Genomic DNA, 23,716 nt, shown 5'->3' with positions numbered 1-23,716 from the left:
CAGACTAGACCCGCCGCGGCGACGCAACCGCTGCGTGCACTGCCAGCCCGGCCAGATAGAACACCGACCCGGCCACCACCAGTGCCGGGGCATGCCCGTCGGCAGGCATGACCGCGGCCGCGGCGGCGATCGGGCCGATGTACGACATCCAGAACAAGGCGTCCTGCACGGCGAATACGTGACCGCGCAGTGCGTCGTCGACGTCGAGCTGCATCGCCGAATCAGCGCACAGCTTCACCAGCTGTCCGGCCGCGCCCAACAGGAATCCGCACACCAGCATGACTGGCACCTGCAACCCGACGGCGACGAGTTGGATCACCGCCGCGAAACCGAGCGCGCCGTTGGCGGTGGCGTAGCGGCCGTAGCGGGCGATCAGCGTCGGCGCAGCAAGTATCGCCAGAAAGGCACCGAGCCCGGTGCTCGCCATGAACACCGCAGCGGCGCCCAGGCCAAGTCCGGCCGCGACCGCCGGGGTGTCGGTGTGGCGGACGATCACCAGCACCAGGAGCGTGTTGATGCCGAACGCCATCCGGTGCGCGGCCAACCCGGCCAGCGTGGCCCCGACCGTGCGGACGGCCGCGACCGTGCGCATGCCGTGCACCCAGCCGGTCGCGACGGCGTAGGCCGCCGAGCCGTGGATCGCCCGTTTGCTCTCGTGGGGACCCAGCACGTGCGGTTCGAACCGCACCGACAACCACAACGCCAGGGCCACCGGGGCCAGGACGGTGAAGATGACGACGGACGCGCCTGCGTCGTCGGCTCCGAACAGCAAGCGCGCCAACAGCATGAAGTTGGCACCCAGAAACGCCGCGAGCGCGCCCGTCGCGGCGGCGATCGAGTTCATCGTCACCACCCGCTCGGCAGGCACGACGTCGGGCAGGGCGGCCGACAAACCCGATGAGACGAACCGGGTGAACCCGTTGACGATCAGTGCGCCCAACAGAATCGGCAGATCCGCGACGCCGAACGCGAGCAGCAGCCCGACGAGGAACACCAGCAGCAGCCGGCCGAGGTTGGCGCCGATCATCACGAGACGTCGGTCCCAGCGGTCCAGCAGGGCGCCGGCGAACGGGCCGAGCACCGAGTACGGAAGGAACAGCACAGCGAACGACCCGGCCACCTGCCACGGTCCGGCCGCGCGTTCCACGTTGAACAAGATGGCGCCCGCCAGGCCGGCCTGAAACAGGCCGTCACCGAACTGGCTGACCGCGCGGAGTTCGAGCAGCCGCCGGAACTCCGTGAGACCCCGCAGCGATCGCCATAGGGCGATGGGCGCGCGAGCGTCAACCACGGCAATCACGTCCTGTTCGGGGGCTCTCTACAGAGCAATCGGCAACCCGCTCCACAGTACAAACGTCAGGCCACGCCTGCGTTGTTCGCACCTTCGGGACTCTGCTGGTGCCATGATGGATGAGTGGCGCAGTCAGAGGATCCGGAGGATTTCATCGCGCCTGCGGCGCATCGGGTACGGGCGGGCACGTTGCTGCTCGCCAACACCGATCTGCTGGAACCGACGTTCCGTCGCACCGTCATCTACATCGTCGAGCACAACGCCGGCGGAACCCTCGGCGTGGTCCTCAACCGACCGAGCGACACCGCGGTCTACAACGTGCTGCCGCAGTGGGCGAAACTCACCGCCAAACCGAAGACGATGTTCATCGGCGGTCCGGTCAAACGGGACTCCGCGCTGTGCCTGGCGACGTTGCGGGTCGGCATGCAGGCCGACGGTGTTCCCGGACTACGGCACGTGCAGGGCCGCGTGGTGATGGTGGATCTCGATGCCGATCCCGACTTACTTGCGCCGATGCTTGAGGGTGTACGGATTTTCGCGGGGTATTCCGGTTGGACGATCGGACAGCTCGACGGCGAGATCGAGCGGGACGACTGGATTGTGTTGTCCGCGTTGCCTTCCGATGTGCTGATCGAGCCGCGGGTCGATTTGTGGGGCCGCGTGCTGCGGCGTCAACCGTTGCCGACGTCGATGCTGGCGAGCCACCCGATCGACATCAGCCGCAACTAGCCGCGAGCTATTTGCACGACAGGGTGCAACTGGCGCAGGAGCCGACGCAGTCCGCACCCGAGCCCGCGTTCGCCTCGCTGCGGGCCACGACCTTCGCGCTCTGCCAGCAGCCGGCGGCCACCGTTGCGACCGCACCGACAATGCACACCACCACGACCGTCAGGCCGGTCTGGGGTGCGGCGGCCAGCGCGGCCACCCCACCGGCGGCGAGCATCACGGCGGCGGCCAGTTGAGTAGGGGCCACCGCCCGAAGCACGCTACGCACGGGGTCCTCGGTGCGCGGCTTGGTCAACAACCACAGCCCGAGCACTCCGACGACGACGGCGGCGCTCAGGCACAGCAGCGCGGCGATCAGCATGCGCCACACAATACGAGGCGCGCGTCGAATCCGTGGGGTCGGGTTAGAACTGGTTTCAGTCCGCGCGTGGTCAGCTCGGCGCCCCCAGGAGCTGCGGCAAACCGGGCAGTGCGGGCGGCCCGGGCGCAGGCTGCGGCGGCGGCGCCGGTGGCGAGGCCGGCGCGGGTGCGCTCACCTTGAACCCGGAGACGATCGCGTCGGCAGCGTCGGCAGCTGCCGATACTCCCTGGTTGGCGGCCGACGAGTTGACCGACATGGAGACCAGATACCGGTCAGGGCCGGACGTCGCGATGACGTGCCGCCGCGACGTGTTGAGCATCTGGCTGCCGGAGTTGTAGCTACCTTCGATGAAGGCTGACGGGAAGCCGTTGAAATCCGTCATCGACATGTCGGTGGTGCGCCAACCCAGCTGCTGCTGACTGTCGACGTATCCGTGGCTGATGGCTTCGGCCGGGTCGAAGTCGCCGACGAGCTTGTAGACCACCACTTGTGCGTTCGGTGTGTACAGATCGGTGCTGGTGCGGTCGGCGATGACGGCGAACGCGTCGGGCACGTTCGGGTCGGGCACCTTGGTCCAGCCCGCTGGCAGCGGCAACACGATGCTCAGCGCCTTGAATCCGTTGCTGACCTGGGGCTCCATCGTCACCCCCTTGCTCTTGAAGAACTCGGCGAGGGTGCCGGAGGAGGCCGGTGTGATGGCCAGCGGAGTGGGAGCGGTAGCGGGGCTTGCTGCCGCAACGCCCGGGATGCTCTGAGCGGCCGGCGCGGCGGCCGGTGCCACCGTCACGGTCTGGGTCACCGTCGCCGGGCTCGGCACGGTCGGCTGCGGGAACACGGGTTCGGCTGATGCGGTGTTCCCCGCGAGGCCCACGAATCCTGCCAGGCCCACGGCCGCTCCTGCTGCCAGAACCCGCCATCGGCGCGCACGCTCGATCATTGCTCGGTCCTCCCAAAACGGTTCGGGGCTGATTTGCTGCCCCGCGTCAGGCGCCGACTGTATCCACCACGCGGCCTACGCCACCAGGTACTCAACCGACCTGGAACCAAGCCCTGACAATGTTGCGACGCAACCGATACCAAGCCGTGCCGTCGGGAACCGGGAGATGGGCGATGAGCTGCCCAAACCCACTCGAGACCCTGAGGAACTTCGCCTTATACCCTGTTTGGCGTGACCGAACCCGCGACCACGCAGTCAGAAACCCCGCAGCACCGCTACACCGCGGAGCTTGCCGGGCAGATCGAGGGCACCTGGCAGCAGCGGTGGGCGGAGTTGGGCACCTTCAACGTGGCCAACCCGGTGGGGTCGCTCGCGCCTCAGGATGGGTCGGCGTTGCCGGCCGACAAGATGTTCGTCCAGGACATGTTCCCGTACCCGTCCGGCGAGGGTCTGCATGTCGGCCATCCGCTCGGCTACATCGCGACCGACGTCTACGCCCGCTTCTACCGCATGACCGGGCACAACGTGCTGCACGCCCTGGGCTTCGACGCGTTCGGGCTGCCCGCCGAGCAGTACGCGGTGCAGACCGGCACGCATCCGCGCACCCGCACCGAGGCCAACATCGTCAACTTCCGCCGTCAGCTGGGCCGGCTCGGACTCGGCCACGACGCGCGGCGCAGCTTCTCCACCACCGACGTCGACTTCTACAAGTGGACGCAGTGGATCTTCCTGCAGATCTACAACGCCTGGTTCGACACCGCGCTCAACCGGGCCCGCCGGATCGACGAGCTGGTTGCCGAGTTCGACTCGGGCGCAAGAACTCTGGACGACGGGCGGCGCTGGCAAGAGCTGTCCAAGGGTGAACGCGCCGATGTGATCGACGGCTACCGACTGGTGTACCGCGCCGACTCGATGGTCAACTGGTGCCCGGGCCTGGGCACCGTGCTGGCCAACGAGGAGGTCACCTCCGACGGGCGCAGCGATCGCGGCAACTTCCCGGTGTTCCGGAAACGGTTGCGGCAGTGGATGATGCGGATCACGGCGTACTCGGACCGGCTGCTCGACGATCTCGATGTGCTGGACTGGCCGGACAAGGTCAAGACCATGCAGCGCAACTGGATCGGGCGTTCGACGGGTGCGCAGGTGCATTTCGGAACCGCCGCCGGCGACGTCGAGGTGTTCACCACCCGGCCCGACACCCTGTTCGGCGCCACCTATCTGGTGTTGGCGCCCGAGCACGAGTTGGTCGACCGGTTGGTCGCGGACGTGTGGCCGGCCGGGACCGACGCGCGCTGGACCTACGAGGCCGCCGATCCGGCCGAGGCCGTCACGAGCTACCGTGCCGCCATCGCGGCCAAGTCTGATCTGGAGCGTCAGGAGAACAAGGCCAAGACCGGGGTGTTCCTCGGCTCCTACGCCACCAATCCGGCCAACGGCGAAGGCATTCCGATCTTCATCGCCGACTATGTGCTGGCCGGTTACGGCACCGGGGCGATCATGGCCGTGCCCGGCGGCGACCAGCGCGACTGGGACTTCGCCACGGAGTTCGGGCTGCCGATCGTCGAGGTGGTTCATGGTGGCGACATTTCGGAAGCGGCATACACCGGCGACGGCACGATGGTGAACTCCGGCTACCTGGACGGCATGGACGTGGAGGCGGCGAAGAACGCCATCATCGAACGGCTGGAGGCCGACGGGCGTGGCCAGCGCCGCGTCGAATACAAGCTGCGGGACTGGTTGTTCGCCCGCCAGCGGTACTGGGGCGAGCCGTTCCCGATCGTCTACGACGCTGACGGCCGTGCCCATCCGCTTCCGGAATCGGCTCTGCCCGTAGAACTCCCGGACGTTCTGGACTATTCGCCGGTGTTGTTCGACCCGGATGACGCCAACAGCGAGCCGTCGCCCCCGCTGAACAAGGCCACCGACTGGGTGCATGTCGAGCTGGATCTCGGCGACGGGCTGCAGGCGTACACCCGCGACACCAACGTCATGCCGCAGTGGGCCGGCAGCTCCTGGTACGAGCTGCGCTACACCGATCCACACAATTCGGAAGAACTGTGCGCCAAGGAGAATGAGGCCTACTGGATGGGCCCGCGGCCGGCCGAGCACGGCCCGGACGATCCGGGTGGCGTCGACCTGTACGTCGGCGGTGTCGAGCATGCTGTGCTGCACCTGCTGTACTGCCGGTTCTGGCACAAGGTGCTCTACGACCTGGGTCACGTGTCCTCGCGCGAGCCGTACCGGCGCCTGGTGAACCAGGGGTACATCCAGGCCTTCGCCTACACCGATGCCCGCGGTTCCTATGTGCCCGCCGCGGAGGTCGAGGAGCGCGACGGCAAGTTCTGGTACCAGGGCAGCGAGGTCAACCAGGAATTCGGCAAGATCGGCAAGAGCCTGAAGAACTCGGTTTCGCCGGACGAGATCTGCGACAACTACGGGGCGGACACCCTGCGGGTCTACGAGATGTCGATGGGCCCGCTGGACGCGTCCCGCCCGTGGGCGACCAAGGACGTGGTCGGGGCGTATCGGTTCCTGCAACGGGTGTGGCGGGTGGTGGTCGACGAGACCACCGGCACCGAACGCGCCGCCGAGCACGAGGCGCTCGACGAGGCGACGCTGCGGGTCCTGCACCGCACCATCGCCGGTGTCACCGAAGACTATGCCGCACTGCGTAACAACACCGCCGCCGCCAAACTCATCGAATACACCAACCACCTGACCAAAGAAAGTGTGCGGTCACGTGCCGCGCTTGAACCGCTGGTGTTGATGGTGGCTCCGCTGGCGCCGCATTTGGCCGAAGAACTGTGGAAACGCCTGGGCCACGACGCCTCGCTGGCACACGGCCCGTTCCCGGTCGCAGATCCGCAGTATCTGGTAACCGACACCATCGAGTTCCCGGTCCAGGTCAACGGCAAGGTGCGCGGCAAAATCACTGTCGCGGCCGACGCGGACAAGACAGCGTTGGAGGCCGCGGCCCTCGCCGACGAGAAGGTGCAGGCGTTCCTGGCTGGCGCCACGCCGAAGAAGGTCATCGTCGTTCCCGGCCGGCTGGTCAACCTCGTCGTCTAAACCGTGCGATTTGGGTGCATTTACCGGCGGTCACCGCCGGTAAATGCACCGAAATCACCCCGGACGGACCACGATTTCGTGGACATGGCCATCGGGCGGGGTGGTGACGGCCGTGGCGACCAGCCCTGCGACGGTCTCCGGACGCAAAAAGCGCGCCGGGTCGTAGTCCTTGCCCTCATACCCGACGAGTTCGCGCTGCATCTCCGAGTCGGTGCGGCCGGGGAAGATCGTGGTGACTCGCAGCGAGGGCTCGTCGACGCGTAGCGAGTCGGCGAACGCCCGCAGCGCGAACTTGCTCGCCGAGTAGGACGCCATCCCGGCCGAAACCGACCGTCCCGAACCGGAATTGATGAATACGACGTGCCCGCGAGCGGCGCGAAGCGCAGGCAGCAGCGCCAGTGTCAATGCGACTGCCCCGGTGACGTTGACCTCGAAGGTGGCCCGCCATTCGTCGGCGCTGGATTCGGCCACCCGGCCCGGGTACATGACCCCGGCGTTGTGCACGAGTACATCGAGCTCGGCGAGCACCTCGGAGCTGGCCTCGATCGAGTCGGTGTCGGTGAGGTCCAGCGGCCAGGTCGGCGAGCCCAGCCGTTCGGCGACCTCGTCGAGGTGGGCCGATGGGCGTCCGGCCAGCAGCAGGGTGTGAGTGGGCGCGAGCGCGGCGGCAATGGCCGAACCGATGACGCCGCCCGCTCCGGTGATCAACGCGGTCGGCACGCCGATCAGCCTACCGACCTGCAACTCGCGCGTCGGCGACGCATGATGGTACCGATGCCACCCGACCCGAGCTTCGCTCCCACACAACTCGCTGCCCGCGCCGCCTACTTGCTGCGCGGTAACGACCTGGGCGTGATGACCACCGCTGCGCCGCTGCTGTACCCGCACATGTGGAGCTGGGATGCGGCGTTCGTGGCGATCGGGCTGGCCCCACTGAGCGTCGAGCGCGCGGTGGTGGAACTCGACACGCTGCTGTCGGCTCAGTGGCGCAACGGGATGATCCCGCACATCGTGTTCGCCAACGGTGTCGACGGCTACTTCCCCGGTCCGGCCCGGTGGGCGACTTCGGCGCTGGCCGCCAACGCGCCGCGGATCCGGCACACCTCCGGCATCACCCAGCCTCCGGTGCACGCGATTGCGGTGCAGCGCATCCTCGACCATGCCCGTAGCCGGGGCCGGTCCACCCGCGCGGTGGCAGCTACGTTCCTGGACCGACGCTGGGCTGATCTGGTGCGCTGGCATCGTTGGCTGGCCGAGAGCCGCGATCAGGACGGCCACGGCCGGATCACGCTGTACCACGGCTGGGAATCCGGTATGGACAATTCGCCGCGGTGGGACAGCGCCTACACCAACGTGATTCCCGGCAGCGTGCCGGAGTACCAGCGTGAAGACAACACGATCGTGACCGACGCCAGCCAGCGGCCGTCCGACATCGAGTACGACCGGTATCTGTGGCTGCTCGAGGAGATGAAGTCGGTTCGGTACGACGACGGTCTGCTGCCCAAGGTGATGAGCTTCGCCGTGGAGGACGTGTTCGTCTCGGCGATCTTCTCGGTGGCCTGCCAGGTGCTCGCCGAGATCGGTGAGGACTACAAGCGGCCGGACGCCGACGTTCGTGAACTGTATTCCTGGGCGGACCGATTCCGTGCAGGCGTCGTCCAAACCGCCGAGGAACGCACCGGTGCGGCAAGGGATTTCGACGTGCGAACCAAGCAGTGGGTGGCCACCGAGACTGTCGCGCAGTTCGCGCCGCTGCTGTGCGGAGGCCTGCCGCACGACCAGGAACGCGCACTGCTGCGGCTGCTGGAAGGTCCGCGGTTCTGTGGGCATCCGGATCTGCGGTACGGACTCATTCCGTCGACGTCTCCGGTGTCGCGCGACTTCCGGGCCCGCGAATACTGGCGTGGGCCGGTATGGCCGGTGATGACCTGGCTGTTCTCGTGGTGCTTCGCGCGGCGCGGTTGGGCGGAGCGGTCATTGGCGCTGCGCCGGGAGGGATTGCGTCAGGCCAGCGACGGTACGTTCGCCGAGTACTACGAGCCGTTCACGGGTGAGCCGCTGGGCAGCATGCAGCAATCGTGGACTGCGGCAGCGGTGTTGGACTGGCTCGGATGAAGCGAGACTAATCCTCGGATTTGGCGGGGTGCGGTTCTTCCTGGCCGGCCAGACGTTCCAGTGGCGCCAGTGCTTTGGCGAGAGTTTCCAGATCGTCGGAGCTGAGCTTCGCCAGGCGGGCGGCCAGATCGGCACGGCGGGCGGCCAACGATTCGCGGTGCTGCACGAGGCCGCGGGGAGTGACGTCGACCAGCACGGCACGCAGGTCCGATGGGTCCCGAGAGCGCTTGACGAGGCCCAACTTCTCCAGCCGCCGGATCGCGACGGTGGTGGTCGGGGTGCGGACCCGCTCGCGGGCAGCCAGTTCCGTCATCCGGATCGGACCCTGGTCGAGCAGGGTCAGCAGGATGGAGAGCTGGGCCAGGGTGAGGTCTCCGGCGGTCCCTTTGTGGGTGTCGCCGCGGCGCAGCACCGAGAACACCTTGGACAGGACCCGCTGCAGTTCTCCAGCAAGCTCCGTGACCTGCGATTCGGTCTCCACCATAATTCGCTAGTCTAACCTGTCTGTTCCTGCCACGATGTCAGCTTCCGGGGTTTGACGCGACGAATCAGCACAGAATCAGAGCACCTGGGACAGGAAGCGCTGCAGCCGATCTGTCTCGGCAGCTTCGAAGATCTGCTCGGGAACTCCGGACTCGACAACCTTGCCGTGATCCATGAACACCACGGCATCGGCCGTCGATCGGGCGAACCCCATTTCGTGGGTCACCGCGATGATCGTCATGCCGTCGGCGGCCAGGGCGGCCATCAACTCCAGGATCCCCTTGACCAGCTCGGGGTCGAGCGCCGAGGTGACCTCGTCGAAGAACATCACCTGCGGCGCCATCGCGAGTGCCCGCGCGATCGCGACCCGCTGCTGTTGTCCGCCGGAGAGGGTGCCGGGCCGGACATCTGCCTTGTGCCGCAAGCCAACCCGGTCCAGCTGGGCCAGGCCCTGCTCGCGGGCTTCGTCGGCGCCGAGGCCTTTGAGCTTGCGCGGACCGAGGGTGACATTGTCCAGCACGCTGCGGTGCGGGAAGAGGTTGAACTGCTGAAACACCATCCCGATGCGCTGGCGCAACTGGTCGGGGTTGTCGGCCAGCACTGAACGCCCGTCGAGCAGGATGTCGCCCCGGTCGGGTTCGTAGAGCCGGTTCAGGGTGCGCAGCAACGTGGATTTTCCGGAGCCGGACGGACCGATGACGGCGGTGGTGGTGCCGGCCGGGACATCGAGGTCTACTCCGCGCAGCACCGGATTCGGCCCGAAGGACAGATGAATGTCGGTGGCTGCCAACGAGACTGCTTCGGTGGCCATCAGATCATCTCCTGGTTGGCAGCGGGTGGCAGCAGCGGATCCTCTTCGGTCGGTGGCCGCCCGCGCCGCAGCCGGTTGTCGATGAAGTTCACCAGGTGGGTCAGCGGAATGGTCAACATCAGATAGAACAGTCCGGCCGCCACCAACGGGGAAAGATTGCCGGTCTGGGCGTTGAGGTCACGGCCGACTTGGAACAGCTCACGCTGATTGGCGATGAGGCCGAGGAAGTACACCAGCGACGAGGCTTTGAGCAGTGCGATGAACTGGTTCATCAGCGCGGGCAACACGCGCCGCACGCCCTGGGGCACCACGACCAGCCGCATCGACGCCGGATAGCTGAAGCCCAGCGCGCGGGAGGCCTCCAACTGCCCGGGTTCGACGCTCTGAATGCCGGACCGGAAGATCTCCCCGATGTAGGCCGCGGCCATCAACCCCAGCGCCGCGATGCCCAGCGGATAGGGACTGTTGCCGGTCAACGATCCGACCACGGGGCCGATGCCCAACCCGATCAGCAGGATGATCATGACCTCGGGCAGGCCGCGGAAGATGTCGGTGTACACGCGGGCGGGCCAGCGCAGCAGTCGAGACGGGGAGATCCCGGCCACCGCCAGAACCATGCCCAGAACCAGGCCGATGATGCTGGCGGACACGGTCAGGATCAGGGTGTTGGGCAGGCCGGTCTTGAACAGGTCGGGGATGGCCTGCTTGTAGAGCTCCCAATCCAGGAACGAGTCAGCCAGTTGCGAGAGGGTGGATTTGGGGGCAACCGCGTCGGCGGCTGCCGGTTGTTCTCGGCCTGCGGCGATGGCGTCGAAGTCGGGCAGTTGCGGTTCCTGCGCCGCCTTGGATCCGGGCTTCCAGCCGGGCGGCAGGGCCCGCGGCACCCAGTCGGAGTACAACCGGGCCCAGGTGCCGTCGGCGATCACCGCGTCCAGGCCCGAGTTGAGCGCGTCGATCAGCGGCTGGTTCTCCGTGGCCACCGCCCACGCCACGAAATTGTCCAAGCTGAAGGTGTTTTCGATGATCTGCGCCGGATCGCCGGGTTGCACGCTGCCCGACGCCTGCTGGGACGGTGCCACCCAGGCGTCGACCTGCCGGGTTTTCAGGCTGGCGTAGGCGGTGTTGTAGTCCGGGAACTTCACCGGCTGCAGACGCAAGGTGTCGATGACGTAGGACTCCTGCACGGTGCCCTGCACCACGGCGATGCGCTGGCCGGGGGCGAGCTGGTCGAAGCCCGTGATGGGAGAGCCGGTCGGGACGACGAGCGAGAAGTAGCCGAAGTCGTAGCCGTTGGTGAATCCCACGGTGCGACGGCGGGCGTCGGTGGTGGTGATCGACGATGACGCGACGTCGAAGCGCCGGGCCGCGGTCTGGGCGAGTAACCCGGAGAATTCGGTGCCGACGAAGTTGATCTGCAGGCCGAGTTTGTCTGCGATCGCCCGCAGCACCTCGTTGTCGAAGCCGGTGAATTCGCCTGCCGAATTGATGCAGATGCTCGGTGGGGCGTCCGACAGGGTGCCGACCGTCAGCACGCCGGGGGTTCCCAGCCCGAGATTCTCGGTCCGCACCGCGTCGAGCGGCACCACGGCGGGGGTCGTGTACTTGTCGGCACCCGGGCCGCCGGCCGCGGCGGCCAGATTGGTGGGTAGCGAGCTGGCGCTGTCCACACCGGGCGGGGAACACTGGTCGACATCGGCTAGGGCCGGCCCCGCCAGAACCAGCCCCATGACCATCAGGGTCGATGCCAGCAGCGCCGCAAATCGTCTGACGCTCATCTGTTGAAACCTAGTGGGCCTGACCGCGGCGGTGCGGGATTCAGCTCAAGGAGACCGCAAGTCGCCGAACACCCCGCGCCGCGTGAGCTCGGCGATCATGACCTTGGCCATGCGCTCGGCGCGTTCCATGCAGGCCTGGCGTGCCCCCTCGGGGTCACGAGCCTGGATAGCGGCGGTTTCCTCCTCGTACCCGCTGACGAACTCGGCCTTGGCCTTCGGGTAGGACAGCCAGAACTCGGACGGCGCAAAGCTCTTGCCGGCGCGGATCGCAGCCTGCAGCCGTGGGCCGGCGTACTCCTCGTTGATCGCGTCGCGGTACGTCCAGCACGCTTCCTGGAAGGACTTGGTGTCCTTGGCGCTTCGCAGAGTGCGCAGGCTGTCTTCGAGATGCGCGAGGATGCGCGGCGTGGGATTGGTGGCGCAGCGGGCCGACGCGATCCCGTTGAGAAGGCCGTACAGCTCGTGATGTTCGGCGACGGTGGCCTCGTCGAACCTGGACACGAACGCGCCGCGGTGATATCGCGTGGACAGGAAGCCGTCATGCTCCAGCTGCACCACGGCTTCCTGGATCGGGACACGGCTGAGCCCGAGATCGCGGACGATCTCGTTGCGGTCGATCCGATCACCGGAGCGAAGTTTGCCCGTCATCACCAGGTTGATGATGTGCGTGACAACCTGATCTTTCTCCTTGACCCCGTACTTCTTCGGCACCCTGCTGTGGCTCCCCTGCCGTGTTTGCGATTCGCCAGTGTCTCACGCACCTGCCCATTGAGTGCCCCTTAGCGACGGGAACTATGCTCAGCGCGCCGCGCTGCGGCCGTCCCGCCAGCGGCACAACGCCTCGGCGGCGGTGAGGTCGTAGTCCGGGCCGTTGACTCCGACCGTCAGGATGGTGACGCCGAGATCCACCAAAGCGTCCGCCTCGGCGAGCATGGCGTCCAGGCCACCGCTCTCCGGGACGCCGGCCGAACGCTCCACGGTTCCCGGGTCCCGCCCCACCGTTGCGCAGTGCTCGGTGAGCACCGCAGCTTTGCCAGGATAGGTGTTGCGGTCGACGAATGCGTGCCAGATGTTGGCATGCTCGGCGACCTGTCGCAGCGTCTTGCGCTCACCCTGACCACCGATCAGGATCGGGATCTCGCGGGTGGGCGCGGGATTGAGCTTGGCCAGCCGGGCGGTGATCCGCGGCAGCGCCTGCGCCAGATCGTCGAGCCGGCTGCCCGCAGTGCCGAACTCGTAGCCGTACTCGTCGTAATCCTTTTGCTTCCAACCGGATCCGATGCCCAAGATGAGCCTGCCGTCGGAGATGTGGTCCACCGTGCGGGCCATGTCGGCGAGCAGCTCGGGGTTGCGGTAGGAGTTGCAGCTCACCAGGGCGCCGATTTCGATGCGCGACGTCTGCTCGGCCCACGCGCCGAGCATGGTCCAGCACTCGTAATGCGCGCCGTCGGGATCACCGTAGAGCGGGAAGAAGTGATCCCAGTTGAACGCGATGTCCACGCCGATGTCCTCGCAGCGGCGCACCGCGTCGCGGATATGGCGGTAGGTGGGGGAGTGCTGGGGCTGAAGTTGGACGCCGATGCGTACGGGAAAACTCACGTTTGCGAGCGTACCCAGACCGCATCGCCCTCGAAACCGACGCTGTGGTGGCTGTCAGCGCCGTACAGCAACCACAACGTCGGCCTCGACGCGGTTAGACCCCGATCTGGCCCCCGTCACGCCACACCGCGACCACGGCAGGCCTGGCGGGCGTGTTGCCACCGCCGGGCCAATGCGACAACGGCTTCTCCACGCTGTAGTCGTCGCCCTCACCCGGATGTTGCACACAGACGGTCACCACGTCATCGGTGACCACCGGCCCGCAGGTCTCGGCCCCGATCGGCACCGAGAGGAACTGCTTGGTCTCTCCGCGGTTCGGCCCGTCGAGTGCGACGGCGAACAACCCGTCGTTGGCGTCCAATGCGTTGCCGTCGGTGGAGATCCACAGGTTGCCATGGCTGTCGAAGGCCAGGTTGTCAGGGCAGGAGATCGGGCTGACCTTGGTCTTGTCGAAGCCGGCGTAGTAGGTGTCGGCCGCCTTGGGGTCGCCGCAGACGAGCAGCAGATCCCAGGTGAAATCCGTGCCCGCATGGTTGTCGGTGATCTCCAGGATCTGGCCGTTCTTGTTCTCGTTGCGCGGGTTGGCCGCGTCGACGGGCGCCTTGCCGTCGGTGCCGCGCTTGTCGTTGTTGGTCAGCGCGACATAGACCTTGCCGGTGTGCGGATTGGCCTCGAAATCCTCGGGCCGGTCCATCTTTGTGGCGCCGGCCTTGTCGGCCGCGAACCGCGTGAACACCGCAACCTCCTGTGCGGTGATGCCGTCGACGAGAGATTCGCCTGCTCCGTTCGGGCCGGAGCGAAGCAGCGGAATCCAGGTGCCGGACCCGGTGAAGGAACCCTTCGACGGCAACTTGCCTGTGCCGTCGATCTCGCCGGCTGGGATGTCGCTGCTGAGCTTCGCGACGTACAGCGTGCCCTCTTCGAGCAGGGTCATGTTGTGGGCGATGTTGCCCGGCTGAATCTTCTTGGCGGACACGAACTTGTACATGTAGTCGAAGCGTTCGTCGTCGCCGGTGTAGACCACGACGGTGCCGTCGTCGGTGACGTGGACGTTGGCGCCTTCGTGCTTGAGCCGTCCGAGCGCGGAGTGCTTGACCGGAGTCGACGCCGGGTCCCACGGATTGAGCTCGACGACGTAGCCGAACCGGTTGACCTCGTTGGGGGACTTCGTCAGGTCGAACCGGGGATCGAAGGTCTCCCATTTGAGTTCCGACGGTTCCTGCGCGATGCCGTACCGGTCGAAGCGGTCGGCGTCCACGGGCTTGGGGTCCGGGCTGCCCTCGGCGGCACCGAAGTAGCTGTTGAAGTTCTCTTCGCCGGAAAGCACTGTGCCCCAGGGTGTCACGCCACCCGCGCAGTTGGCGAAGGTGCCTGCCACGGTACGCCCGGTCGGATCGGCAGCGGTCTTGACGAAGTCGGTGCCTGCGGCAGGCCCGGTCAACGCGAACGGGGTGTCGGCGGTGATGCGCCGGTTATAGCGGCCCATCACCGGCTTGAGCGCACCGTCGGCGCCGCGCTCCACCTCGACGACACCCATGCCGATGGCGGCGATCTCGATGTCGAACTGTTCGCGGGTGGGCGCATCGGCGTTGTAGCCGGGGAACATGAACTGTGGTGTGACGTACTCGAAGTTGGTCACCAACAGGAACCGGTTGTCCTGCCCCTCGACCGGCATCAGCGCGGCGAAGTCGTTGTTGAAGCCGAACTGCTTGCGTTGCGCGTCGGCGGTCTGCCGGGTCAGGTCGAACGCCGGCGCGTCGGGAAGTACCGGATCACCCCAGGCGATCACCACCTGCTGCCGATAGCCGTCCGGAATCACCACGGCGTCTTCGGTATTGGGCGCCACCGCGGCGAACTTCATGCCGGGCGGGGTCTCGGCGGGTACCGCCGAGGTGGACGGCACCGCGGCGGGCGCATCGGTCCCACAGGCGGCCAGCACCGACCCGGCGCCGACGGCCAACACCGTGACGCCGGTGGCCTGCAGCATCGAACGGCGCGACACACGCTGCACGATGTCCCCGAAATACTCGTTGTCACTGGTGTTGGGAACGGGCTTGGAACACGCATCGCCGCAGCGATAGCGACAGGTCACGTGCTGACGCGACGAGATTCCACGGTGGGTGACAAAGAGATTCAACGGTACAAGCGCCATCGCGCGCAGATCCTTCCGGTCGATACCGACCGCGGGCTGGGCGGCCGGTCCGGCGGAAACCTACGGGAGCTGGGCTAGCGGCGGGTTAACGGAAGGCGACGAGCTAGCGACCGAGAAGGCCGCGCAGGATCTCGACGAGCGCAGCCGGCTGGTCACCCTGCACCGAATGTCCGGAATTCTCGACGACGTGCACCCGCTGGAATCCGGGCGCCGTCTTGGCGAACAACTCGGCATCCTCGTCGTTGACGAAGAACGAGTTGGCGCCGCGGATCAGGGTCGTGGGCATGGTGATCGAAGGCACGTCGTCCCAGAGTCCCTCAAAACCGTCACCTTTGCGGAACGAGTCGTAGCGCCATGTCCAGGTGCCGTCATCGAGTTGCTTGGAATTGTGGAAGACGCCGCGGCGCAACGAGTTCCGGTCCCGGTGCGGGGCAGCGGCGATCGTGACGTCGAGCATCGCCGCAAAAGTGGGGAAGGTGTGGTTCTCCTGAACCAGGGCGACGGTGCCCATCTGCGCCTTGGTCATCTCGGTGTGGCGCTCGGGGGCCGACGGCGTGACGTCGACGAGCGCCAGTTCGGGTACCAGCGCCGGTTCGGTGGCCGCGATCCGCAGCGCCGTGAGCCCGCCCAGCGACATGCCGACCACCAGGCGCGGCTGGGGTGCCCACCGGCGCAGCACCGCAAGCAGTGTCTCGGCGTTGAGCTTGGGTCCATAGTCGCCGTCCTCACGCCATGCGGAGCGGCCGTGCCCCGGCAGGTCCACCGCCAGCGCAGGCTCACCGAGCCCGAGGATCACGGTGTCCCAGGTGTGGGCGTTCTGCCCGCCCCCGTGCAGGAACACCGCCCGCGGCGGTTCGGCGCCGAACTTCAGCGCACTGATCGGCCCGTGCTCGATGCGCTCGACGGGCGGCAGTGGACCGGTCGCGCCGATCTGTTCGGCGTTCTCGGGTAGGAGCCCGAACTCGTCCAGCCCGAGCAGTTCGTCATCGGTGACCACGAACCGGACCTTACCCAAAGCGACTTGTGGAGTCTCAGCCGTCATCATCACGGCCAAGACTCCACAAGTCGCTGAAAAATTAGCCCTCGATGAAGGTTTCCAGCTGAGTCCGCGCGACATCGTCGGGCAGTTGCTTCGGCGGGCTCTTCATCAGGTACGCGGACGCCGCTTCGACGGGGCCGCCGATACCGCGGTCCTTGGCGATCTTCGCGGCGCGCACGGCATCGATGATGACGCCGGCGGAGTTCGGCGAGTCCCACACCTCGAGCTTGTACTCGAGGTTCAGCGGCACGTCTCCGAAGGCACGACCTTCGAGGCGGACGTAGGCCCACTTGCGGTCATCGAGCCAGCCGACGTGGTCGGACGGGCCGATGTGCACGTCCTTGGTGTTGAACTCCCGCTGCAGGTTGCTGGTGACGGCCTGGGTCTTGGAGATCTTCTTGGACTCCAGGCGCGAGCGCTCCAGCATGTTGAGGAAGTCCATGTTGCCGCCGACGTTGAGCTGCATGGTGCGGTCGAGCTGCACGCCGCGGTCCTCGAACAGCTTGGCCATCACCCGGTGGGTGATGGTGGCGCCGACCTGGCTCTTGATGTCGTCGCCGACGATCGGCACGCCGGCGTCGGCGAACTTCTTGGCCCACACCGGATCCGACGCGATGAACACCGGCAGGGCGTTGACGAACGCGACACCCGCGTCGATGGCGCACTGGGCGTAGAACTTGTCGGCCTCTTCGGAGCCCACCGGCAGGTAGGAGACCAGCACGTCGACCTTGGCGTCCTTGAGCGCCTTCACCACATCGACCGGCTCGGTGTCAGACACCTCGATGGTCTCGGCGTAGTACTTGCCGATGCCGTCGAGCGTCGGTCCGCGCTGCACCATCACGTTTGTGGGCGGCACGTCGGCGATCTTGATGGTGTTGTTCTCGGAGGCGAAGATGGCTTCCGAGAGGTCGAAGCCGACCTTCTTGGCGTCCACGTCGAACGCGGCAACGAACTTCACGTCGCGCACGTGGTACTGGCCGAACTTGACGTGCATCAGGCCGGGCACGGTCGTGTTCTCGTCGGCCTTGTGGTAGTACTGCACACCCTGGACCAGGGAGGATGCGCAGTTACCGACGCCGACAATGGCGACTCGGATCTCTCCTGCGTGCTCAGACATGGACGGTCTCCTTACTCGTTCCGTACTGCTCGGCCCAGCGGCCTGGCTAGTTCATGTGTTTTCGGCGCGTCCCTGCGCCGAGCGTTCTGCCGCGATCAATTCGTTGAGCCATTTCACTTCTCGTTCGCTGGACTCCAGCCCCAACTGGTGAAGCTGGCGGGTATAGCGGTCGAACGAGCTGCTGGCCCGCGCCACGGCTTCGCGCAGACCTTCCCGCCGTTCCTCCACCTGGCGGCGGCGCCCCTCCAAGATCCGCATCCTGGCTTCGGCCGGGGTGCGGTTGAAGAAGGCAAGGTGCACACCGAATCCGTCATCGGAGTAGTTCTGCGGTCCGGTGTCGGCGACCAACTCGGTGAACCGCTGTTTGCCGGCATCGGTGAGCTGGTAGACCCTGCGAGCGCGCCGCACTTTCGTGGCCCCCTCCGGAGCGGCGTCCTCGACGATCAGTCCATCGGTCTGCATGCGGCGCAGTGCCGGATAGAGCGACCCGTACGAGAAAGCACGGAACGCCCCCAACAAACCGGTCAGCCGTTTGCGCAGCTCGTAGCCGTGCATGGGCGATTCGAGCAGAAGACCCAGGATTGCGAGCTCCAGCACTGAAATCACCCCCTATGGCAGATATAGGTTGTCGCTACGACGGTTCAACACCTCGGTCAACTGTATCGCGCCGATATATTGACTGCCAAGAGAGGGTGACAAAGTTCGTGCTTTGTCTGGTCAGCTGCTGTGGCGGTAGACCTGCTTCACGGTGCCGTCCGGGTACAGATCGATGGTTCCGCCGCCGAAGTCGCTGTTGACGATGACCTGGACGTTGACGAGATCCGGGGTCGACGGATCCTCGGACGGCGTGATGCGCAACCACGAGCTCTCGACGTCTTCGGGCTTGGTGGTCAACGTTTCGGGTGCGCCGCGCAACACGGCCAGCGCCTTCTCGTAGTCGAACTTCGCGACGTCGACGAGCCGGTCCTCGGCGTCGACCGCGTCGGGCGACTGCGGGTCTCCCCACCCGCCGACGTAGCGGTAGTAGACCTCCTTGCGGCTGTCCTGCGGATCAGGGCGGTAGAGCATCGCCGAGTCCGGGTCGATGTGCAGCTCATAACCCATCGTGTTGCCGAACTTCTGCCGCATCTGCTCGAACAGCCCGTTGACCCCGTTGAGGGACTGCAGCTGGCGCGGCGGCGTGAGCACCTGCGGTGCGATGCCGTCGGCCTTGGCGCCCGGATCGGCGGCGAAGCTCAGCGGGGACGACGTATTGCCGTACACGCCCCAGCCGATACCCATACCCAGCAGCACCAGCACAACGGCCGTCGCCAGCCTGAAGCCCCAGCCGGCGCCCGCCGCCCTCGCGACGTGGGGCTGTTTCAGATCAGGCAGTTGGACCGGGGCGTTGGCGTTCTGCAGATCCTTCACCAGTGCGGCCAGCTCGCCGAGGGTGGCGGCATTGGTGGCGGCGCTCACGCGCTCGCGGTGTTCGGCCATGGACAGCTGTCCCTCGCTGAGTGCGTTGTCGAGCACTTTGCAGGTGTCATTGCGGTCGCTGTCTTTGGCCCGAGTCATCGAGGTCTGCCTTGTTGCCACGCGCAAGATCGTATGAGCTGTGACGCGGTCGCGCCTCAGTGTCCACTGGGCCGACGTACTCTGGTCATCGTGCGATTGCAGAGACAGGTGGTGGACTACGCGCTTCGGCGGCGGTCCCTGCTGGCTGAGGTCTATTCGGGGCGCACCGGCGTCTCGGAGGTCTGCGACGCGAATCCATATTTGCTGCGTGCCGCGAAATTCCACGGCAAGCAGAGCTCGGTGATGTGCCCGATCTGCCGCAAAGAACAACTCACGTTGGTGTCTTGGGTATTCGGCGAGCATCTGGGCCCCGTGTCGGGGTCGGCACGCACGGCAGAGGAGCTGGTTTTGTTGGCGAGCCGCTACGACGAGTTCGCGGTACACGTGGTGGAGGTCTGCCGGACCTGCAGTTGGAACCATCTGGTCAAGTCATATGTGCTCGGTGCGCCCCGGCCACCACAAGCGCGTAGGCCGAAACGAACTCCGACCACGCGCAAGTCTGCGCGTACGGCCAGTGAATAGCGAAGGGCGCCATTCCCGGTCAGCCAACGACATCCGTGATGCCGCTGACCGGCTTGGCGCGCGCGACAACGCGCGGGAGAAGGCGCGGGAGAAGGCGCGGGAGAACCGACCCACCGGGCGGCCGGCGCCCGGCCGTCCAGGAATGCCGCCTGACGATCGGATGACCACGGTGCTGCCGCCGGTTCGTGACGGCCACCCGGCCCCGATCGACGTCGTCAAGGCCGCGCTGGACGGCACCCCGCCACCCAAGCCGCCGCCACCACCGCCCCGCGGTCGCGGGCCGTCGGGACCATCCGGCCCGTCGGGGCCGACCCCCGGCAAGCAGTTCCGGATCAACTGGAAGTGGGTGCGGCGCGGGTCGATTGCCGCAGTTGTGGCGATGCTGCTGTTGCCGTTGGTGACCTTCGGTATGGCGTACATGATCGTCGACGTCCCGCAGCCCGGTGACATTCGCACTGCCCAGGTGTCGACCATTCTGGCCGCCGACGGCAGCGAGATCGCGAGAATCGTGCCGCCGGAAGGCAACCGGGTCGATGTCAACATCGACCAGATTCCGGTGCACGTCCGCGATGCGGTGATGGCCGCCGAGGACCGCGACTTCTACTCCAACCCCGGGTTCTCGTTCACGGGCTTCCTGCGCGCGATCAAGAACAACCTGTTCGGTGGCGGGGGCCTGCAGGGCGGGTCGACGATCACCCAGCAGTACGTCAAGAACGCGCTCGTCGGCGACGAGCGCTCCGGCGTCGGCGGCTTGATCCGCAAGGCCAAGGAGCTGGTCATCTCCACGAAGATGACCGGTGAATGGTCCAAAGACGCTGTGCTGCAGGCCTATCTGAACATCATCTACTTCGGCCGCGGTTCCTACGGGATCGCGGCGGCGTCCCAGGCTTATTTCGGCAAACCCGTCGAACAGCTCACCGTCGCCGAGGGCGCCCTGATGGCCGCGCTGATTCAGCGGCCCTCGACGCTAGACCCCGCAGTGGACCCGGAAGGTGCCGCCGACCGGTGGAACTGGGTGCTCGACGGCATGGTCGACATCGGCGCGCTGTCCGAGAGTGACCGCGCCGCGCAGGTTTTCCCGCCGACTGTTCCGCCCGATCAGGCCAGTCAGCAGAACCAGACCACCGGGCCCAACGGGCTGATCGAACGGCAGGTCACCAAGGAGCTGCTGGATCTGTTCGACATCAGCGAGCAGGCGCTCAACACCGAGGGTCTGCAGATCACCACCACGATCGACCCCAAGGCTCAGGAGGCCGCCGAGGAGGCGGTCAGCAAGTACATGGACGGCCAGGATCCCGACATGCGGACGGCGGTGGTGTCCGTCGACCCCCGCGACGGTGCGGTCAAGGCGTACTACGGCGGATCCGACGCCAACGGATTCGACTTCGCGCAGGCCGGTCTGCCGACCGGCTCGTCGTTCAAGGTCTTCGCGCTCGTCGCGGCGCTGCAGCAGGGGATCGGGCTGGGCTACCAGATCGACAGCGGGCCGCTGACGGTCAACGGCATCGAGATCGGCAACGTCGAGGGTGGAAGCTGCGGCACCTGCTCGATTGCCGAGGCGCTCAAACGCTCGCTCAACACGAGCTACTACCGGCTGATGCTCAAGCTGGAGAACGGTCCGGAGGACGTCGCCAAGGCCGCCCATGACGCAGGCATCGCCGAAAGCTTCCCCGGGGTCGAGCACACGCTTTCCGAGGACGGTCAGGGTGGCCCGCCGAACAACGGTGTGGTGCTCGGTCAGTACCAGTCGCGCGTGCTGGACATGGCCTCGGCCTACGCCACGCTGGCGGCGTCGGGCGTCTATCACAAGCCGCATTTCGTGCAGAAGGTCGTGAACTCCTCGGGGCAGGTGCTGTTCGACGCGTCGCAGGAGGACAACGGCGAGCAGCGCATCGACAAGGCGGTTGCGGACAACGTCACCTCGGCGATGCAGCCGATCGCCGGGTACTCCCGCGGACACAATCTGGCCGGTGGGCGCCCGTCGGCGGCCAAGACGGGCACCAATCAACTCGGCGACACCGACGACAACCGGGACGCCTGGATGGTCGGCTACACGCCCTCGCTGTCGACCGCAGTGTGGGTCGGCACCACCGAAGGCGTAAAACCCTTGGAGAATCAATGGGGTTCGCCTGTCTACGGATCCGGCCTGCCGTCGGACATCTGGAAGGCGACGATGGACGGCGCGCTGGAGGACACCGAGAACGAGTCGTTCCCCAAGCCCAGCGAGATCGGCGGCTACGCAGGTGCCCCGCAGGCTCCGGCACCGGCTACCTCCGGTCCGCCGACGCCGGGCACGCCGGGCTCACCCGTGATGCCGTCGCAGACCGTCATTCAGCCGACAATCGAAGTGGCCCCGGGCATTACGATCCCGATCGGCCCCCCGACGACCGTGCCGATCGGACCGCCGCCGGGCGCGCCGGTTAATCCGGGTGTGCCGGGTGTGCCGGGTGGCCCGGGTGCGCCGCCCGTGCCGGTCGTTCCCGGCGGACCGGCACCACTGCCGCCTCCGTGACGGAAAGTTCGGAGCCGCGCGCGGGGCTGGTTTCGCCGGAGCCTCTCGCCGACAATCGGCGGAGCGACGACGACCGCGACCTACCCAGCCGCAACGACCGGCTGAGTTCGGCGCTGTCGCAGGTGATCGGCGGACCGGTGGGCCGGCATGCACTGATCGGCCGGGCCCGGTTCATGACACCGCTGCGGGCGATGCTCGTCATCGCGGTCGTGTTTCTCGCGCTGGGGTACTCGACGAAGGCGGCCTGCCTGCAGAGCACCGGAACCGGCACCGCCGGGCAGCGGGTGGCCAACTGGGAGAACAACCGCGCGTACTACGAGCTGTGCTACTCCGACACCGTCCCGCTCTACACCGCAGAGTTGTTGAACCAGGGCAAGTTTCCGTACAAGTCCAGCTGGGTGGAGAAGGACGCGACGGGCAAGCCGCGCATCCAGTACGACGGCAGCCCCGCGATCCGCTACATGGAATATCCGGTGATCACCGGCATCTACCAGTATCTGGCGATGTCGTTGGCCAAGACCTACACCGCGATCACCAAGCTGGTGTCGATGCCGGTTATCGCCGAGGTGGTGATGTTCTTCAACATCGCCGCGTTCGGTTTGGCGCTGGCCTGGCTGGCCACGGTCTGGGCGACCGCGCGGATGGCCGGCCGGCGGGTGTGGGATGCCGCGCTGGTGGCCGGTTCGCCGATCGTGATCTTCCAGATCTTCACCAACTTCGACGCGCTCGCCACCGCGGCGGCAGCCGGCGCGATGCTGGCCTGGGCTCGACGAAAACCGGCGCTGGCCGGCGCGTTGATCGGGCTGGGGGTGGCGGCCAAGCTGTATCCGCTGCTGCTGTTGATTCCGTTGGTGATGCTGGCCGTGCGCACCGGCCGCATGCGTGAAGTGGGCAAGACTGTGCTGACGGCGGTGCTCACCTGGTTGGTGGTGAACCTGCCGATCATGGTGTTGTTCCCGCGAGGCTGGTCGGAGTTCTTCCGGCTCAACACCCGCCGCGGGGACGATATGGACTCGCTGTACAACGTGGTGAAGTCGTTCACGGATTGGCGTGGGTTCGACCCCGATTTGGGTTTCTGGCAGCCGCCGACGGTGCTGAACACGGTCTCGGCGACGCTCTTCGCGGCGTGCTGTATCGCGATCGGCTATATCGCGCTCACGGCAGCCAAACGACCACGAGTGGCCCAGTTGGCGTTTCTCGTGGTGGCGGCGTTCCTGTTGACCAACAAGGTGTGGAGTCCGCAGTTCTCGCTGTGGCTGGTGCCGCTGGCCGTACTGGCGTTGCCGCACAGACGGATCTTGTTGGCGTGGATGACGATTGACGCGTTGGTGTGGGTGCCGCGGATGCTCTACCTCTACGGCGAGCAGAACAAGGGCCTGCCCGAGCAGTGGTTCACCACCACTGTGGTGTTGCGGGACATCGCAGTGATTGCCCTGTGCGCCTTGGTGATTCGACAAATCTACCGTCCCGAGCTAGACGTCGTCCGCTATGGTGGGCGTATCGACGACCCGACGGGCGGGGTGTTCGACCAGGCTCCCGATAATCCGCCGCGCTGGCTCCCGGACTGGTTACGGCCGGCTTCGGGTGCGGTGCGGGTCGAGCCTCCCGCATCTCTCCCGCGAGCAGACGCAGAGTCGCACGTTTAGCCCC

20 protein-coding genes are annotated in these 23,716 nt (G+C 66.6%); 6 read left to right on the top strand and 14 right to left on the bottom strand.

Translation table 11 applies throughout. From position 1 onward, the window contains the following. Positions 1-4 precede the first annotated feature (4 nt). Positions 5-1,291 carry an MFS transporter gene (locus tag ABQF30_RS14025; protein ID WP_448464600.1) on the bottom strand — a complete coding sequence of 429 codons (1,287 nt, stop codon included), beginning with the start codon at positions 1,289-1,291 and terminating at the stop codon, positions 5-7. A 123-nt stretch (positions 1,292-1,414) separates the two neighbouring features. Between ABQF30_RS14025 and ABQF30_RS14020 the strand changes: the two genes are divergently transcribed. Further along, entirely contained in the window at positions 1,415-2,020 is a 606-nt protein-coding gene (locus ABQF30_RS14020; protein ID WP_448464598.1) for a YqgE/AlgH family protein, read from the top strand. A 7-nt stretch (positions 2,021-2,027) separates the two neighbouring features. Here ABQF30_RS14020 and ABQF30_RS14015 read toward each other — a convergent pair whose 3' ends face one another. Next, on the bottom strand, positions 2,028-2,378 hold the full coding sequence (locus tag ABQF30_RS14015) for a hypothetical protein (protein ID WP_448464597.1): 351 nt from the start codon (positions 2,376-2,378) through the stop codon (positions 2,028-2,030). 70 nt (positions 2,379-2,448) lie between these two features. Further along, positions 2,449-3,315, bottom strand: coding sequence for an LpqN/LpqT family lipoprotein (locus ABQF30_RS14010; protein WP_448464595.1), 867 nt, complete (start codon positions 3,313-3,315; stop codon positions 2,449-2,451). Between the two features lie 231 nt (positions 3,316-3,546). On the opposite strand from ABQF30_RS14010, the gene leuS reads away from it, so the two are divergent. Then, entirely contained in the window at positions 3,547-6,384 is a 2,838-nt protein-coding gene (leuS, locus tag ABQF30_RS14005) for a leucine--tRNA ligase (RefSeq protein WP_448464593.1), read from the top strand. Positions 6,385-6,438: 54 nt separating this feature from the next. On the opposite strand, the gene ABQF30_RS14000 is transcribed toward leuS, so the two are convergent. Beyond that, the gene (locus tag ABQF30_RS14000; protein ID WP_448464591.1) at positions 6,439-7,104 is read right to left on the bottom strand and encodes an SDR family oxidoreductase; all 666 of its coding nucleotides are present in this window, start codon (positions 7,102-7,104) and stop codon (positions 6,439-6,441) included. A 54-nt stretch (positions 7,105-7,158) separates the two neighbouring features. On the opposite strand from ABQF30_RS14000, the gene ggh reads away from it, so the two are divergent. Beyond that, entirely contained in the window at positions 7,159-8,499 is a 1,341-nt protein-coding gene (ggh, locus tag ABQF30_RS13995; RefSeq protein ID WP_448464589.1) for a glucosylglycerate hydrolase, read from the top strand. A 7-nt stretch (positions 8,500-8,506) separates the two neighbouring features. On the opposite strand, the gene ABQF30_RS13990 is transcribed toward ggh, so the two are convergent. The 10 genes from ABQF30_RS13990 to ABQF30_RS13945 form a co-directional block, all read right to left on the bottom strand. Further along, the gene (locus ABQF30_RS13990; protein ID WP_448464587.1) at positions 8,507-8,983 is read right to left on the bottom strand and encodes a MarR family winged helix-turn-helix transcriptional regulator; all 477 of its coding nucleotides are present in this window, start codon (positions 8,981-8,983) and stop codon (positions 8,507-8,509) included. 75 nt (positions 8,984-9,058) lie between these two features. Beyond that, a complete protein-coding gene (locus ABQF30_RS13985) occupies positions 9,059-9,793 on the bottom strand; it encodes an amino acid ABC transporter ATP-binding protein (RefSeq protein ID WP_448464585.1) in 735 nt (244 codons plus the stop codon). Beyond that, a complete protein-coding gene (locus tag ABQF30_RS13980) occupies positions 9,793-11,568 on the bottom strand; it encodes an ABC transporter substrate-binding protein/permease (RefSeq protein WP_448464583.1) in 1,776 nt (591 codons plus the stop codon). The genes ABQF30_RS13985 and ABQF30_RS13980 overlap by 1 nt, the downstream gene beginning before the upstream one ends. A gap of 45 nt (positions 11,569-11,613) precedes the next feature. Beyond that, positions 11,614-12,279, bottom strand: a complete 666-nt coding sequence (locus tag ABQF30_RS13975; protein WP_448464581.1) for a GntR family transcriptional regulator — start codon at positions 12,277-12,279, stop codon at positions 11,614-11,616. An 87-nt stretch (positions 12,280-12,366) separates the two neighbouring features. Further along, the gene (locus ABQF30_RS13970; RefSeq protein WP_448464579.1) at positions 12,367-13,167 is read right to left on the bottom strand and encodes an LLM class F420-dependent oxidoreductase; all 801 of its coding nucleotides are present in this window, start codon (positions 13,165-13,167) and stop codon (positions 12,367-12,369) included. A gap of 94 nt (positions 13,168-13,261) precedes the next feature. After that, positions 13,262-15,319 (bottom strand): PhoX family protein, encoded by a 2,058-nt coding sequence (locus tag ABQF30_RS13965; RefSeq protein WP_448464577.1) that lies wholly within the window; start codon positions 15,317-15,319, stop codon positions 13,262-13,264. A 103-nt stretch (positions 15,320-15,422) separates the two neighbouring features. Continuing rightward, complete coding sequence (locus tag ABQF30_RS13960; RefSeq protein ID WP_448464575.1) at positions 15,423-16,361, bottom strand: Rv0045c family esterase; 939 nt, start codon at positions 16,359-16,361, stop codon at positions 15,423-15,425. Between the two features lie 34 nt (positions 16,362-16,395). Continuing rightward, positions 16,396-17,475, bottom strand: a complete 1,080-nt coding sequence (locus tag ABQF30_RS13955) for an inositol-3-phosphate synthase (protein ID WP_448464573.1) — start codon at positions 17,473-17,475, stop codon at positions 16,396-16,398. Positions 17,476-17,526: 51 nt separating this feature from the next. Further along, positions 17,527-18,072 (bottom strand): PadR family transcriptional regulator, encoded by a 546-nt coding sequence (locus ABQF30_RS13950; protein ID WP_448464571.1) that lies wholly within the window; start codon positions 18,070-18,072, stop codon positions 17,527-17,529. A gap of 120 nt (positions 18,073-18,192) precedes the next feature. Next, a complete protein-coding gene (locus ABQF30_RS13945; RefSeq protein ID WP_448464982.1) occupies positions 18,193-19,032 on the bottom strand; it encodes a DUF1707 SHOCT-like domain-containing protein in 840 nt (279 codons plus the stop codon). A gap of 90 nt (positions 19,033-19,122) precedes the next feature. On the opposite strand from ABQF30_RS13945, the gene ABQF30_RS13940 reads away from it, so the two are divergent. From ABQF30_RS13940 to ABQF30_RS13930, 3 genes are all read left to right on the top strand, one after another. Next, positions 19,123-19,554: a DUF5318 family protein gene (locus ABQF30_RS13940; RefSeq protein ID WP_448464569.1), complete on the top strand. Its 432-nt coding sequence runs from the start codon at positions 19,123-19,125 to the stop codon at positions 19,552-19,554. A 142-nt stretch (positions 19,555-19,696) separates the two neighbouring features. Beyond that, entirely contained in the window at positions 19,697-22,066 is a 2,370-nt protein-coding gene (locus tag ABQF30_RS13935) for a transglycosylase domain-containing protein (protein ID WP_448464980.1), read from the top strand. Beyond that, on the top strand, positions 22,063-23,712 hold the full coding sequence (locus ABQF30_RS13930) for a glycosyltransferase family 87 protein (protein WP_448464567.1): 1,650 nt from the start codon (positions 22,063-22,065) through the stop codon (positions 23,710-23,712). Before ABQF30_RS13935 ends, ABQF30_RS13930 begins: the two co-directional genes overlap by 4 nt. Positions 23,713-23,716 lie beyond the last annotated feature (4 nt).

Source organism: Mycolicibacterium sp. XJ870, assembly GCF_053483975.1.
Note: the sequence above shows the minus strand (reverse complement) of the source record. Positions and strands in the feature narration are given on the sequence as shown.

Coding starts and splice junctions, on each gene's coding strand:
- ABQF30_RS14015 (WP_448464597.1), bottom strand. CDS start 2,378: ATGCTGATCGCCGCGCTGCTGTGCCTGAGCGCCGCCGTCGTCGTCGGA.
- ABQF30_RS14010 (WP_448464595.1), bottom strand. CDS start 3,315: ATGATCGAGCGTGCGCGCCGATGGCGGGTTCTGGCAGCAGGAGCGGCC.
- ggh (WP_448464589.1), top strand. CDS start 7,159: ATGCCACCCGACCCGAGCTTCGCTCCCACACAACTCGCTGCCCGCGCC.
- ABQF30_RS13990 (WP_448464587.1), bottom strand. CDS start 8,983: ATGGTGGAGACCGAATCGCAGGTCACGGAGCTTGCTGGAGAACTGCAG.
- ABQF30_RS13985 (WP_448464585.1), bottom strand. CDS start 9,793: ATGGCCACCGAAGCAGTCTCGTTGGCAGCCACCGACATTCATCTGTCC.
- ABQF30_RS13980 (WP_448464583.1), bottom strand. CDS start 11,568: ATGAGCGTCAGACGATTTGCGGCGCTGCTGGCATCGACCCTGATGGTC.
- ABQF30_RS13965 (WP_448464577.1), bottom strand. CDS start 15,319: ATGGCGCTTGTACCGTTGAATCTCTTTGTCACCCACCGTGGAATCTCG.
- ABQF30_RS13960 (WP_448464575.1), bottom strand. CDS start 16,361: ATGACGGCTGAGACTCCACAAGTCGCTTTGGGTAAGGTCCGGTTCGTG.
- ABQF30_RS13955 (WP_448464573.1), bottom strand. CDS start 17,475: ATGTCTGAGCACGCAGGAGAGATCCGAGTCGCCATTGTCGGCGTCGGT.
- ABQF30_RS13945 (WP_448464982.1), bottom strand. CDS start 19,032: ATGACTCGGGCCAAAGACAGCGACCGCAATGACACCTGCAAAGTGCTC.
- ABQF30_RS13935 (WP_448464980.1), top strand. CDS start 19,697: ATGCCGCCTGACGATCGGATGACCACGGTGCTGCCGCCGGTTCGTGAC.